This is a genomic window from Paenibacillus planticolens, from assembly GCF_013141725.1.
Taxonomy (GTDB): domain Bacteria; phylum Bacillota; class Bacilli; order Paenibacillales; family NBRC-103111; genus Paenibacillus_E; species Paenibacillus_E planticolens.
The window spans coordinates 112,602-127,658 of the sequence record NZ_WHNZ01000039.1 but is presented as its reverse complement, the minus strand read 5'-3'; the positions used below and the strand labels follow the sequence as shown (position 1 = coordinate 127,658).

8 protein-coding genes are annotated in these 15,057 nt (G+C 53.1%); 7 read left to right on the top strand and 1 reads right to left on the bottom strand.

Annotation, left to right across the window (positions count from 1 at the left end; genetic code table 11):
- Positions 1-2: 2 nt before the first annotated feature.
- From GC097_RS16760 to GC097_RS16730, 7 genes are all read left to right on the top strand, one after another.
- Positions 3-1,094 carry a phage late control D family protein gene (locus GC097_RS16760; RefSeq protein WP_171684444.1) on the top strand — a complete coding sequence of 364 codons (1,092 nt, stop codon included), beginning with the start codon at positions 3-5 and terminating at the stop codon, positions 1,092-1,094.
- On the top strand, positions 1,094-1,819 hold the full coding sequence (locus tag GC097_RS16755; protein ID WP_171684443.1) for a phage baseplate assembly protein V: 726 nt from the start codon (positions 1,094-1,096) through the stop codon (positions 1,817-1,819). The genes GC097_RS16760 and GC097_RS16755 overlap by 1 nt, the downstream gene beginning before the upstream one ends.
- 17 nt (positions 1,820-1,836) lie before the next feature.
- Complete coding sequence (locus tag GC097_RS16750; RefSeq protein WP_312875681.1) at positions 1,837-2,238, top strand: gp25 family contractile injection system sheath assembly initiator; 402 nt, start codon at positions 1,837-1,839, stop codon at positions 2,236-2,238.
- A 55-nt stretch (positions 2,239-2,293) separates the two neighbouring features.
- The gene (locus tag GC097_RS16745) at positions 2,294-5,365 is read left to right on the top strand and encodes a baseplate J/gp47 family protein (protein WP_171684442.1); all 3,072 of its coding nucleotides are present in this window, start codon (positions 2,294-2,296) and stop codon (positions 5,363-5,365) included.
- A gap of 25 nt (positions 5,366-5,390) precedes the next feature.
- Positions 5,391-7,643, top strand: coding sequence for a putative baseplate assembly protein (locus GC097_RS16740; RefSeq protein WP_171684441.1), 2,253 nt, complete (start codon positions 5,391-5,393; stop codon positions 7,641-7,643).
- A 676-nt stretch (positions 7,644-8,319) separates the two neighbouring features.
- Positions 8,320-10,434 (top strand): phage tail protein, encoded by a 2,115-nt coding sequence (locus GC097_RS16735; protein WP_171684440.1) that lies wholly within the window; start codon positions 8,320-8,322, stop codon positions 10,432-10,434.
- A 33-nt stretch (positions 10,435-10,467) separates the two neighbouring features.
- A complete protein-coding gene (locus GC097_RS16730) occupies positions 10,468-12,153 on the top strand; it encodes a hypothetical protein (RefSeq protein WP_171684439.1) in 1,686 nt (561 codons plus the stop codon).
- A gap of 382 nt (positions 12,154-12,535) precedes the next feature.
- On the opposite strand, the gene GC097_RS16725 is transcribed toward GC097_RS16730, so the two are convergent.
- Positions 12,536-14,857, bottom strand: a complete 2,322-nt coding sequence (locus GC097_RS16725) for a helix-turn-helix domain-containing protein (protein WP_171684438.1) — start codon at positions 14,855-14,857, stop codon at positions 12,536-12,538.
- Positions 14,858-15,057: the final 200 nt, after the last annotated feature.

Sequence of the window (15,057 nt, the reverse complement as noted above, 5' to 3'; positions counted from 1 at the left end):
CGATGGCAACTTTAAGCTTAGAATCCAGCTCTTTTACCTATGATGATTTGGCCAAAAAGTATAAAGAGTTTTTCTCTCCTGCGTATTTAATTAGCGTAGACGGAGCAAAGCTCACGGATAATATAGCGATTTCCACGATCCGCGTGGAAACGTCCATAGAGGGGACGGCAGACTCCTTCTCGTTTCGGATCACGAACGCTTACGATGTGACGAAGAATGATTTTCAATGGCTGAGCGACTTAGCTTTGGGGAAGCCGATTGACATCAGCCTTGGCTATGTAGATAAATTTACTCCGGTATTTTCAGGCTTTATTACGTCCGTTGTCGTTGATTTTCCCGAGGATGGAGCTCCGGGGCTCATTGTGCGGGGCATGGATCTTTCGTATTTGATGATGAAAGGGACGAAGTCCCGTTCGTGGAACAAAAAGAAATACAGCGATATTGTCCAGGAAATCGCCAAAACTTACGGAGCCCAGGTACACGTCGATGCGACGACGACGGAATATCCGGCTATTTCGCAAAGCCAGATTAACGACTATCATTTTATTCAAAATCTAGCGAATTTGGTTAACTATGATTTCTTTGTGGTAGGCAAGCATTTGTATTTCCGCAAACCTCTAACGGAGATGACGCCGGTACTGACGCTCGAGATGGGCAAAACCTTGCGCAGCTTGACGATCGATATGAACCTGGCTGAGCAAATAACCGGCGTCAAGGTACGAGCTTGGGACAATAAGGAACTTAAAGTCATCGAAGGCGAGTCGGCCGTTATTTCGAAGCTGGGCGGGAATTCCAAGACAGGCAAGGATATACTTGCTGCCAAAGGGGATTTCGTGGAACATGTTTACACCAATGTCACTTCCCTCGAAGAGGCTAAAACCTATGCAACGGCTATTTTGAATCGACATGCGATGAAGCTGATCAGCGGTTCCGGGGAATGTATCGGTATCCCTGAAATTCGGGCTGGAAGGTATATCAAGCTTGACGGCGTAGGTAAAAAGTTTAATCAGCCTTATTATGTGACCGGCGCAACGCATCTGATTGATGACGATGGCTACACGACGCGCTTTCAGTTAGGAGGGAATGCGGTATAATGTTCAAACTTCCCGATATCACCCTAGGCGGTGTGTCCAACTTCGCTTCCCAGAAAATCGGCGGTGTCATGGTCGCAGTTGTGACGAACAATAACGATCCCGATAAGCTGGGGCGAGTGAAGTTGAAGCTGCCACTGCAGGAAACGGAAACTGAAACGGATTGGGTGCGCATTGCCACGATGATGGGCGGCAAGGAGATGGGCAGTCTTTTTATCCCTGAAGTGAATGACGAGGTTTTGGTCGCTTTCCATCTGGGGGAGCTTCGTCAGCCTTTCGTGATCGGCATGCTGTGGAATCCCAAGAACAAGCCGCCGACGCCGGCCGACAAAAACGATCTGCGGGTGATCAAATCGCGTTCAGGTCATGAGTTGTCGTTCAATGATAAGAGCGGTGACGAGAGCATCACGATTAAAACCAAAAAGGGCCAAATTATCGAGTTGAAGGATAAAGACGACAGCATTTCGATTGCCGATCAAAGCGGAAACAATCAGATTTTGATCAAAGGCGGATCGGCCAATGAGATTTCAGTCGTCAGCCAAACCTCTAAGATTACCCTTAATGCCAAAGGCGATGTCGCGATTGAAAGCTCGAAAGAAATCAAAATTAAATCAACGCAAATTAACATAGAAGCGTCTGCGACGATGGCGCTCAAGGCAGGGGCCACACTGGATTTGAAATCAGACGGCATCATTAATATTAAAGGCAGTATGGTCAAAATCAACTAACGGGGGAGCGTGTCCGGGTGTCGGAAGCATTTTTGGGGCGAGGCTGGAAATTCCCGATTCAGGTTGACCCTGCAACAGGGCGAATTCGGATGTCCGAGTATGAAGAAGACATCGCTGAAGCGATCCGCGTTATTTTGGGCACTACACAGGGAGAGCGGGTCATGCGTCCGAGCTTCGGCTGCGGCGTGCAGGAGTTTATTTTTGGCTTAACGGACGATACATCGCTGCATTTGCTCGAAAGCAATATTAAAGAGGCGATCCGGAACTGGGAGCCGAGGGTTCATGAAGTGGAAGTGAAAGCCGTGCCGGAGGCGGACGATCCGGGGAAAGTGATGATTCGCATTTCCTATCTGGTGCGTACGACCAATAACTTGTTTAACCAAGTGTATCCTTTTTACTTATATGAAGGCTCCAAATAGAAAGAGGCAGCGGAAACGATGACGATACGTGCAAGAGAGGAGGTGAAGCTGAGCGATGCAACCTCCCAAAATTGATCCCAGAGAAATACCTGATCTCATAGCGCAGATGAGGCAAATGGCGCCGTACTATACGCCGGAATGGCGGTTTACGCCTGAGAACCCGGACCCGGGTTCGGCCTTGTTTCTCATGTTTGCGGATATGTTTCATGATAATATCAAGCGCTTGAACCGTGTTCCGACGAAAAATCTTATTTCGTTCCTCAATATGTTCGATATCACGCTGCTTCCGGCAAGACCGGCCAGCAGTTATCTGACTTTTGCGCTGAACGAAGGCACGAAGGAGCCGGTGTTTATATCCGCCGGCACACAGGTTGCGGCTGCAACCGAAGGCGGCAATTTGTTATATGAAACCGCGCGCAGCACGCTGTTGACGCCTGCCCTGATAACGGATGTTTATGTGACAAGCCGTAAACAGGACAAGATTATTCGCATTGCGGAGCAGTTTTTGACGGCTTCCCGGCAAGGTTTGGCAGCTCCGACGGCGCTTTTCGGCCTGGAGGGCGATAACTTGCAGGAGCATGCCATTTTCTTGGAACACAGCGCTCTCTTCACCTTGAACCGTACGGCGCGTATCGAAATCGAATTCCGCAACTCCAAAAGGCGGTTCGAAGAGCTGGCCATGTCCAGCCAACTGGCAGACCCTCAACTAACCGAGTGGCTGTATGCTACTGCGGACGGCTGGATGGCTTTTGACCAAGTAGAGGCCAAGGGCAATCGAGTGATTCTGTCGAAAGATCAGGATGGGGAGCTTGCCGAGAGGGAAGTTGGCAGTAGGGCGGGACGCTGGATTCAGTGCCGTTTGAAGCCTCTTCTGAGCGGTGGGAAAACGCTGGCGGATAGCCGGCTGTCCATGGACCATATTGCGTTCAAAACGGATTACGTCGACAGTTTGGGAAGGGGCGGCATTCGGCCGGATCTTATGTTTTACAATGATATTGCTGCGGATCCAGGCGGTTTTTATCCGTTTGGCGATCAGTTTGCGCTCTACGGCTCTTTTTATATCGGGAGTCAGGAAGTGTTCACGAAAAAGGACGGCGACATCAAGCTGAGCTTTGGGCTTTCGGCGGTTCAGAACCGTTTTGGAGCGGAATTGACGGAAAATATCGATTGGAAAATGGTCATGAAAAAATCCAAATTTGATAAGCCGCCCGTCATCCATGTTACGGTGCTGCAGGTCGCTTGGGAGTATTGGAACGGGACAACCTGGGTGCGTCTTGAGGCGGGAAAAGAAGCGGAGAAGCTGTTTTATTACCCGCAGGAGCAGAAAGTGCGCAAGGACATTCGTTTTCGCTGTCCGCTTGATCTCGAAGCTACTTATGTGAACGGCAACGAAAACCACTGGATTAGAGCGCGGATTCTGCATATCGAAAATGCGTATGTGGCGCAGGCGGTTTATTTATCCCCATGGATGGATGACGTCTCGCTGACGTATGCGTATGAGGATCGCCTCTATCCTGCTGAGCGGTGTTTGGCGCTGAATAATACGGTGTTTGAGGATCGAACCCGTCACGGCAGGCAGCTGGAGGGCGGTTTTGAGCCGTTTCAGCCGTTGGAAGGCAGTCATCCGGCTTTGCACTTATGTTTCGATTCGCCGCCTGTAAAAGGCCCTATTTCACTCTACGTTTCGGTGAAGCAGCAGCGTTTCGCCGAGCAGGATTTGCCGCTGCTGGAATGGGAGTATTTGCGTGCCGGCTTAATGCCGGGACATCCGTCCGAATGGGCACCGCTTAAGGTGATCGACGAAACGAACGGCTTGACGCAGAGCGGTCCTGTGCAGTTCGTCGGCCCTTCCGATTTTGCCGACGAATCGTTGTTTGGCAAAGAGGGCTTCTGGATTCGCGCCGTAAACCGCGACGATAAGTATGATGAGACGATGCGGCGGATTCAGGTTCCTATCGTTCATGGGCTCTACATGAACACAGTTCAAGTCCTCCAGCAGGAGACAATTATCGGGGAAGTTCCTGAAGCCAGAGGACTGGAAGAAACTGAATACCAACTGAGCCGAAACGGTATTGTGTCCGAGGAAGTATGGGTCGACGAAACGGAGTTTGTCACCGAAGAGGAGATCGCCGAATACGAGAGAGCCGGAATGCCGCTGATGGAAATTAGCCGGGATTCGGAAGGCAACCTGCTTCAGCTGTGGGTTCGGTGGACTCCCGTTCGTCACATGACGGATTCGGGCAGCCGGGACCGGCATTATATGATAGACCGTACGTTTGGCCGCATTCGTGTAGGCGACGGCGTTCATGGCATGCACCCGCCCAAGGGCGGATTGGAGCAGCTGAAAGTGACGTATCAGGTTACAGCGGGACAAATCGGCAATGTAGGCGCACGGGAAATTAATCAGATGCAGGATTCTATCGCATTCGTTGGAGAGGTGTACAACCCGGAGCCGGCTTCGGGCGGCAGCGAAGCCGAGAAGCTGGAGTCGGCCCTGCAGCGCGGACCCGAAATGCTGAAGCACCGGGACCGTGCGGTATCGGCCAAAGATTACGAATGGCTCGCTCGCGAAGCGTATCCGAACATCGCCAAAGTCTGCTGCATCGCAAACCGGAATGTTTATATGCAAAAGGAGATCGGCGCGATGACACTCGTCATTTTGCCGAAGGAAGGCCAGCAGGGAAGCCTTGCGTTTCCTGTACTGAAAAAGCAAGTCGAGCGCTATATCATCGAGCGGGCTTCCAGTCTCGTCGCTTTCCCGGAGCGGCTGCAAGTCATCGAGCCGGTGTATATGGAAATATCCGTTTCGGCTATCGTGGCGGTTGAAGGCATGGATGCTGTTGTCGCGACGGAAATACAGGCGGTGGAGAAGCTTACTCGCTTCCTGGATCCGTTGACAGGAAATTTCGATGGCAAGGGCTGGGCGATCGGCCAGCAGATTCATCCCTCGGTTTTCTATGCGCTGCTCAAAACGATACGAACGATCAGCCATGTGGAGAAGCTCTACATGACGGTCTATAAGCTGGAGGACGGCGAGCGCGTCGAGCTGGATGTGAATCGCCTGCCGGCACTTCCGCACGGCATTATTGTGAGCGGAAAGCACAAGGTGGTCGTGAACGTTTTGTAATCATAATCAAAGGAGGTGAGCACAAGTGCTGCCAATTCCTAATTTGGATGACCGCATGTTTGAACAGATGGTACTGGAAGCGCGGAAGTCGATTCCGAAGCTTTTTCCCGAGTGGACGGATGAAAATGAGCATGACCCGGGGATTACGCTGCTGGAGTTGATGTCTTGGATGACCGAGATGCAGCAGTATTATTTGAACAGGGTTACGGAGAAGAATGAGCGGAAGTTTTTGAAGCTGCTCGGCATTCGTCCGCGTGAAGCGGTGTCGGCTGTTTGCGATGTGGCCTTCTCTAGCGTGCAGCAGCAGCTTGTGCTCCCTAAGGGGACGCCGCTGCAAGCGATGGATCAGCGTTTCGAGACGCTGCGCACGGTGCAGCTTGTTTCTTCCACGCTGGAAAAGGTGCTGGTGCGCACGGAGACGGCTGCCGGCGATTTCACTTCGAATAATCAGGCGAAAATTGCCTATTACGCGTTTGGGGCAGAGGCGATTAAAGGAGCACATCTGTATCTCGGGTTTGATCGGGCGCTGCCTGTGGAAACAGAGGTCTCCCTCTCTTTTCAGCTGTACGACCGTTATCCGGTCCGTGTAAGTCATCAAAAAGATGCGGCCACGCCGATTATTTCGTCCGCTAAGGTAGGATGGTCGTTCGCTGGTGCGAGACAAGATCAGGTGCAAGATCAGCCTGGGCAAAGTGAAAGCTGGCTGCCTGTTGAAGGGGTCATTGACACGACGGTGCATTTGTCACAGAGCGGTGAAGTGCGTTTCCGCATTACTTCGGAGATGATGCCAATGGCGCTTTATCCTGCGGATGACCGCAGCCGCTACTGGATCTGCTGTACACTGGAGGAGGACGGCTATGAGCTGTCGCCCAAAATTGAGAAGGTGAGCCTTAACAGCGTCCGTGCGGCGGAGCAGGAAACGTTTAGCGAGGTGACGGCTTTCAACTCTTCCGGCGAACCGGATCAGCGTTTCGAGGTTAGCTCGTATCTTGCATATAACGGTCTGCACACGGTGCAGGTGCAGGACGAGCAAGGGCGCTGGCGCGACTGGCATATCGTCGCCGAGCTGGAGGACTACGGACCGGACGATCTCGTCTGCCTGCTGCTGCAGGATTCGGTCCGGCGCACGACCCGTCTGCGCTTCGGCGACGGGGTGAACGGCAGCATCCCGCCGCAAGGCGCGCAGCGGGTGCGGCTCATTGCGTATACGGCCGAGTTCGACTACGGCCGTTATGTCGGGGGCAGCAAAGGTCTGCCCGGGCAGACCTTTGAGGTCGCGCGCGGCCGGACGTTCAAGCCCGGCAGCATGCTGCTGCAGGTCGGATACCTGCAGCGCGGGTCCCACAGCGTCGTCTGGGACGACTGGCAGTCCGTGGATGACTTCGATAATTCGAAGTCCACGGACAGGCATTACGTCTACGACGCTGAAGCTGGAACGATCCGCTTCGGCAATAACGAAGCGGGGCTTGTCCCGCCTAAGTCGGTGGAGCCGAACATTCGGTTCCTGGCTTTGCAGGCGGGCGGGGGCGAGCGGGGCAACGTGAAGGACGGCCTCGTGACCGGCTTCACGGAGGAGCACGGCGTGAGCGTGACGAATCCGTTTCCGGCGCGGGGCGGACTGGAAGCGGAGACGCTCACGCAGGCCAAGCTGCGCGTGCGGCGCGAGCTGGATATGCCGACGCGGGCGGTGACCGGCGATGACTACGAGCGCATCGCGAAGGCGACGCCGGGTCTGCGCGTCGCGCGGGTGAAAGCTATTCCGCTGTATAAGCCGGGCATGCGGGATTATCCCAAAGTCAAAGCGCCGGCGCAGATGACTGTCGCGGTTGTGCCTTACAGCGAGAGCGATAAGCCGAAGGCGAGCAAGGGATTTTTGCAGACGATCAAGGGACATTTGGATCGGCACCGTCTTTTGACGACAGAGCTCCATGTGATTCCGGCGGAATATATTAAAATCACCGTTCATGCTGTGGTGGTCATGGAGCCGAAGTACAAAAACGAACAGCGCCGCATCACCCAAGAGTTAAGACTGCTGCTTCAGCCTATGGATCATGGTCAGGGATCGGAGGGCTGGCGTTTTGGCCGAACGGTGTACAAGGGCGATATATACGGCGTTATTTCCAGGGTTAAAGGTGTGGTTTATGTGCAGGATCTTTGGCTGGACGCCGAAGGCACAGGTTTTCACAAGGATGGCGCCGGCGATATCCACATACCGCCTTATGCGTTGGTGTATTCCGGCAACCATGAGGTGGAGACGATTAGTCAGACCGACTTGTAGCCGTGGAGCGGGAGCGGGGAGCACGAAAGGGAACTATGATCCCTTATTTTGGCGAATAGCTGCAAATTGGGGCGGAATGGGGAACTACAGGGTCATATTTGGACCCAAACCGGATGAAACTACACGGCAGCGGCTAAATAGCGCCCTGTAGTTCCCCTTGATGGCCGAATTGGGTCGAATTGGAGAAAATAGAGGACCATAGTTCCCTTTGGGTGTGCGTGGGGTGTTGGCAGCCGTCCCGCTGAGAGTGCAGGGGGAGTGGTGCTTGAAGTGCAGACATTCCACGGGCATGCAGGGGGAGTCGGAGCACGAAAGGGAACTATGATCCCTTATTTTGGGGAATAGCTGCAAATTGGGGCGGAATGGGGAACTACAGGGTCTTATTTGGACCCAAATCGGATGAAACTACACGGCAGCGGCTAAATAGCGTCCTGTAGTTCCCCTCGATGGCCGAATTGGGTCGAATTGGAGAAAATAGAGGACCATAGTTCCCTTTCGCTGCGTGTGGAGGTGTTAGCAGCTCTTTCTCCGAGCGTGAAGGGGGAGCGGTGCCTGAGTTGACAGCCCGCCGAGAGAACGAGCGAGATTTATATGGCACACGCCGAGGCTTGGGTGCAGACCCTCCGCCACGCAGCGCCGAGACTATAGTGTGACCAAAGAAAAGAGGTGACGAACGATGCAGGATGGGCAAACATTTTTTTCGCTGAATAAACCGCTTGACTGGGAGCAAGGCTGCGAAGCCAACATCGATATGAAAGAAACGGGTCTTTCGATACGGCAGACCGAGAAGTACAGCATTCATCGCATCGTTCGCACGGACGAGTTGGAAGGCATTCACCCGATTCACGAGATGACTGTCGGTGCCGGCCGGAAACTGATTTTGCTGGACGAGGCTTCGAATGTGTGGATTTATGATGAGCAAAGCCGTCATCTAGAGTCGTTGTTTCGGCATGGGCATGGGCTGTTCAGCCACCGGGCGAAGCTGGCTTCCATGTCGGATCTGCTGGTCATTGCAGACAGCGAGCGGTCGACGGAGCGCAGAATTGCTGTGTACTCCCTCTCTAATGGACAGACGATGTGGGCGGTCGGCGACTGGAAGGGATTGGAGCTCTACCCGCTTTCCGTCACTTCAAAGTTAGCAAGTAAACAAACGTTTTATACGACGGTTCCGTTGGATATTGCGGTTGGTATGAATGGAACTCCGCAGGTTCCCAAGGGTGGCAGGATTGGCATCCTCCAGTGGAACTCCGCAGGCGAAGTCGTGCGCGTCTATGAGCATGACATCCACCGAATGGAAGAAGCGGTTGATGTTTCTGCGCTGCATGGGCGATATTTTACCGCTGCGGCAGATGGCACTTTGGCGTTGCTGGATACGCATCTCAGAACGGTCACCGTGTTCCATGAGGACGGCCGGGAGACGTTGTATTTTAAGCTGGAGCAGGAAGGACGCTTTGCAGGCATTTCCATTGATACGAATCATAATCTCTATATAGGGGACAGCGGGTACGCGCAGCAAGAAGGGGTGACCGAGCGGTTTATTCTGAAATATCGCGGAAATGGCGAGTTTTTCGATAAAGTTTCGAACTTCCGGGGTCGAACGGATGCGCTGGTGCACGATAGCCGGAACCGATTGTACGTGTTTGATCGGATCAGCGGTCAGATTAGCTTGCTCGATCTTCGGGACCGAACGATGCTTCTTGAGGGGACCCAATTGCCGGAGGCGGTCTATTTTTCGGGAGACCTGGATACGACGGAAACGGAAACGCAGTGGCACAAAATCCGCCTGGAAGCGGACATTCCGGAAGAGACGCAGGTTCGCTTTTCTTATTTTGCCTCGGATGAAAGTGAAGGGCTGATTGCTGGCGACTATGTAAACTATACAAGCTACCTGACCGATCCGGAGATTGGCGTGCGGGAAAAGCTGACGGCTACGCGCGATTTATGGTCGGAGCCGATCCTTAATCCCAAAGATGCGCTGTTGAATGCCAAGGGCCGTTATCTTTGGTTCAAAATGGAGCTGATCGGCAGCGAGCAAAAGTCGCCTTTCATTAGAAAGCTGCGGGTTTATTATCCAAGGACATCCTTGATTGCGTATTTGCCGCCGATTTATCAGCAGGATGAGGAGCACAGCCCTTTTCTGGAGCGTTTTTTGGCGATGTTCAGCACGTTCTTTGATGATATGGAGGATAAAATCGACCATATTTCCGCTCATTTCGATCCGGATGCGGTATCGGGAACTTATCTGGAATGGCTGGGCAGGTGGCTGGCGATCACGGATCATGAGGCATGGGGCGAGAAGAAGCTAAGGGAGCTGATGAAGCAGGCGCCTGAGCTGTATAAATTGCGCGGCACTCGCGAGGGCTTAATTAACATGCTGAAGATTTATACGGGCTCTGAACCGTTTTTGCTTGAATATTTCCAATTTAAGCAGATGCAGGAGACGTCGGAGCTGCGGCAGCTTTTTGCCCAATTGTACGGGGATAATCCTTACTGCTTCTGCATTATGCTGAAGCCTGAAGTGGTGCGGACTGATGCGCAGCGTCTCACGATTGAACAGATTATCGAAGACCAAAAGCCCGCCTACACCGAAGGCAAATTGATCGTTCTGCAGCCGTGGATGTACGCGGATATGCATACGTATCTGGGCATTAATACTTACTTATCTGAGCCTACGTTATTAACGCTCGACCAGCGTTCCTCGATGCCTTACAATACGGTGCTGATCGATGTGGATCGCGATAAACGCATGGATATACATACCCGGTTGGAACTGGATTCAGAAATCGAATAAACGAAATGAGCCTTGGAAGGTGAGGGGATATTTATGAAAAAAACACGCTATTACCCGTTTGAGCGCAATCGGTATTTCTATGGAAAGCTGCTGACGGTCAGGGATTTTGAGTCGGAACAAAAATATTTCAATGACAAGCGCAGAATGATGAACCGTCTCCTGCACGGGTCCGGTGTGCTTACAGGTCTGCAAGTTGTCGCTGTCGACGAGAAGTCGGTTTCTGTGGAAATGGGAGCTGCGATCGATGCGCTGGGGCGGGAAATTGTCGTGCCTTCACCGATGACATTGAAGCTTTCGATGATGGACGGGTTCAGCAACAACGAGTACGCGAAGAACGTATACCTCTGCATTGCCTATGACGAAAAGGAAAAAGAGCCTGTTCACGCCGTAGCCAATTCCTCCGTTCGTTCGGATGAAATTAATGATTATAACCGCGTGCTGGAAAGCTACCGGCTCTTTATCCGTGAGGATGCGCCGGACCCTGCCAAGCTGCCTTTGGCGAATTTGACGGACCAAACGGTTGTGCTCTACCAAGATTCGCATGTGCGAGTGCTTCAGACAACGCCTCGTTATGTTAATCCGGGTCAGCTGTTTGAGATGAAGCTGCGTTTTGAGAAGACGTTGAAGGCCGGACGGCTCTCCTTCCAATATGAACTGGCGGCGGATCGCGTAGAGGCGATAGAAGGTAATTCGATTGTGTTCGAAGAGCCGCAGGACGGCCAAGAGAGCGAATATGAAATGAAGGTGCTGCTGCGGGCGGACAGCAGCGTGGGCGTGAAGGCGACAATCGGCGTGCAGGCGAGCACGGCCGTTTTGAAGCTGGATGATAAGCAGCTGGAGCTGCAAGCGCAGGCCGTCGGCGAGATTCAAATGATCGGCGATGCTGTGCGGGAACGCTTGATGACGGATTTTGTGAAACAATCGTTGGAAGCTTCTTTGGAGGCACCATCTGAGCCTTGCATTTATTTGGCCAAAATCTGCCTTATCCAGGTGGGGCCAACCTATGTAATTGAGAGTGTCGAGCAAGTGCCGTTCGATGAGTATGTGTACAATTCCTCGGTCATGTACAGACTTGCTCAAACGAGCGAGTATCGCGACGAGACATCCGGGCAGTTTGTGACGAAGTCCAAAGTGAAAACATTGGCCCCGGGGCAGCCGCCGGAGTTCAAGGTCAGTTACAATAAAGCGATTAGCGAGCTTTCTTTTGATTTGGGAATTCCGGCCGGCGGGGGAAGCGGCATTGTCGGCATCGTGAGCGGCGTAGTGAGCATACCTGTGGAGCCGTTCACGAAGATTTCGGTGTCGCCGTTCGGGAAAGCGACCAAAAGCTTTTTCTCCGGCGAGATTGCGCACGGACTCGGCGAGGGCAACGTGTTGATCATCACGAGTCTGGAAGAGAGCGGAGGCGATGCCTTCTCCGACATGCTGTCCAGCGGGGAGCGGGTATATGGCGGAGCATCCGATGTGTTCAAGGGCACCGAGTTTGAGCCTGATGCGCCGGAAGTGAAGATCGGCACCATCGCTTATCCGCAGAAGGGCACTTTCCGGATCGGCGTGAAGGTGCAGCAAACGTCTGAGCCGTCGGATGTGCGCGTGCGCTGGTGGGCGTACAGTGCTGAGATGGCGAGCGCGGCTTCGGGCTCGGTGGGTGGCGACTCGCTGGACGAGGCGCTGTCTGCGCTGCGGGAAGCGGCTTCGGCCGGGAGCGACGCGGAGTAGCTGCTCCATCAGGATAATGGAGCTGGCTCAGAGGCCAGGCTGGACCTGATGGCGTTAATGGGAACAAATAGTCCGCTATTTGCCCCAAAAGCAGCGATTTGGCCATTCAGAGGGAACTCTGATCCGCTATATTTCAGGTTTAAAGCAGTATGAAGGCCGTTTAGGGCAAATAAGACCCTGTAGGTTCCCTTTTGAAACTGAAGCGGCACCATGAAGTCCAAATAGCGTCCTCTAGTTCCCCCATATGGCTGGGGATATATAGAAAATCTTCACCAGCGCCAAGCAGGAGCGGACGCAGGCATTTTTGTCCAAGGTGCTGTAACCTGCCGGAAATACCATCGAATAAACTACAAACCGCCAGGATATCCTGGCGGTTTGACTGTTATCTGGGCAGCGAATTGATTCGTTCCGCCTGCCGGTATTCCGAAGGGGTCATGCCGCTGTATTTTTTGAAGCTCCGCATAAAGCTGGTCACGTTGGTGTATCCCACCTGCTCGGCAATCTGGTTGACGGTGGCCTGATCCTGAAGCAGCAGCTTCTGCGCCGTCTGCATCCGTGCGGCGATTACATAATCGACGAAGTTCACGCCGGTGCTGGTCTTGAACGTTTTGCTCAAATAGTTGGGGCTGATTCCGAACTCATCGGACAGATAGCTTAGGGAAAGCTCGCTGTTTGCGTAATGGAGGCTGATGTAGGACTTGACCCGGGCAATAAATTCGTCCATTTTGCCTTTGGAAGTTCTTTTCTCCACCAAGGCCTCCACCATCTGCTCCATCAGCTTGAAGAGGTATTCGCGCATATCCGTCAAGCTGCCGGCTTGGCTAAGCTCGCCCTCGATCCTGGCGTGATCGGTTTGCAGGCGCTCCGTCAATGCGTGATCGGCGGTTTTTTTGCCGGTCCGGTAAATGAGCTGCAGTCCGAACTGCACCATCGTCTTGTCGGTAAAGCCGCTTCGGGCGGCTAGGCTGAAGATGGAGGACAACAGCTCCGCAACCTTGTCCATGTTGGTCTGCCATACGGCATCCTGAAGCTGATCGGCCAGATCGAACAGCTCCATCAACTCTGCTCCGTCCCCGCCGGAAATATCGTCGCCGGTGATGACCGTGTTATGTCCGGCAACCAGCTTGTAATGAATCCGCTCCTGGGCCGTCTGATACGAGTTCTTAATATCGGCGAAGCGCCGACAATAGGAGCCGATGCCAATGCTGACGGAGCGCTTGATGTAGGTCTGGACGGCATGGCTTAACGCGTGGGCCAGATGAATGGCCCGTTGTCCGTTGACGGCGGCATCATCCTCTTGAAAGCTAGCCAGAATAACCACCTGGTACTCATTGATTTGCACCGCCCCTCCCTTCAGCCCCTCCTGCTCGCCCATAAGCTCCTCCGCCACATTGCAAACCGCATACAAATAAAGGTTCAAATCGGACATCTTCTCCAGCAGGGCCTTATTGTCGAATTCGGCGATCATAACGATGTAGTTTGCCGGGTAGAACGCAATGCCAATGTGGTCAAAGTATGTTTTGGCCAGGTCGTAGCGGGTCCGGTGTCCTGTCACAATGTCAAACAGAATTTGCAGCTTCAGGGCGGGCTTGCTTTCCTGATTCTGGCGCACCGCATCCGAGTACCCGGCCAGCACGTCCCTGATCCTTCCCTCAAGACTGTTAAGGTCCGAGCGCCCGCCGCCCGCCGTATCTCCGACTGTCTCCCCATCCCGCTTGTTGAACAAGGACTCCACCTTATTGATAAACCGCTCCATGGGACTGAACCATCTCCGATTGACCAATACGACGGAGCCTACCGACAGCAGTACCATTACGCCTGCCAGAACAAGAAGAATATTGCGGATGGCGAGGAACAGGCCGCTCAATTGGCCTTGGGACACTACATAAACCAGCTTCCACCCGGTATAAGAGGAAGAGCCGTAAAACACCCACTCCGAAGCTTTGCCGTTCTTGTGCCGGATGAATCCGCTATCTGTTTCCGTCAATAATTGCCCGCCTAGCTTGTACTCCGCGATATTCCGGCCGATCCAGGATTTGTCCGTGTGGGACAAGATGGTCCCTTGCTCGTCCGTAACCAGCACATTGCCGCTATTGCCGAACTGCAAATCGGAGAACATGTCCGAGAGCATAGCTTCGGGCAGGTTGACGGCGATGACGCCCTTGCGGTCCTTCGGCTTTTCCGCCATGGGATAAAACCGGATCAGCGTAACGGTATGACTGTTGACAGGTTTTTCCCTGAAGAGGGGATTGGCCGTCCATTTGTAATAAAAATCTTCCGTATAAAACGTGCTGATCCAATTTTTATCCGCCTCCTCGGAGGTGGGATTATACAACTCGTCGGATAGCAGCATGTCGTTGGCCCGGGAGTATAGATACACAGACTGGATGGCAGGGTATGAGCGCTTGAGCCCGCTGATCTGGGATTGAAAGCCGTCCAGCCGGATCAAGTATTCGGGACTGTCCGAACGCGGAGTGTTGAAAAAGAAGGAAGCGTCCCCCGTCTGAAGCAATTGAACGATCGACCGGTCGATCTCCGCAAGGGAGCTCTCCATTCGTTTGTTGATCTGGTTCAGCATCTGCAGGTTGGAACTGATGACCTCCTGCTCCAACTGCTTTGTACCACTTACATAGGAGATCAGCGCCGTGCTGGCAATGATGATGATGAAGAGGGAAGCGTAGATGAATTGAATTCTATATGCCATATTTCGCCGCACCCGTAGACGCCCCCCCGATCGTTTGTGCCTCTCATTATAATTCTCTCCGCGCGGAGCAGGCAAGTTGCATTTTTCACGGACACTTGCATTTTTGGCATTACCGGTATTGAAGGTTGAGAGTGAAAAAGGAAATCCTTCTAGGATTAAAAAAGTCATGCCAAAGCCAAAAATGTGATTTTTCACCTACG

Bases quoted from the DNA above. Each gene is read 5' to 3' on its own strand.
- GC097_RS16760 (WP_171684444.1), top strand. From the start codon at position 3: ATGGCAACTTTAAGCTTAGAATCCAGCTCTTTTACCTATGATGATTTG.
- GC097_RS16755 (WP_171684443.1), top strand. From the start codon at position 1,094: ATGTTCAAACTTCCCGATATCACCCTAGGCGGTGTGTCCAACTTCGCT.
- GC097_RS16745 (WP_171684442.1), top strand. From the start codon at position 2,294: ATGCAACCTCCCAAAATTGATCCCAGAGAAATACCTGATCTCATAGCG.
- GC097_RS16735 (WP_171684440.1), top strand. From the start codon at position 8,320: ATGCAGGATGGGCAAACATTTTTTTCGCTGAATAAACCGCTTGACTGG.
- GC097_RS16730 (WP_171684439.1), top strand. From the start codon at position 10,468: ATGAAAAAAACACGCTATTACCCGTTTGAGCGCAATCGGTATTTCTAT.
- GC097_RS16725 (WP_171684438.1), bottom strand. From the start codon at position 14,857: ATGGCATATAGAATTCAATTCATCTACGCTTCCCTCTTCATCATCATC.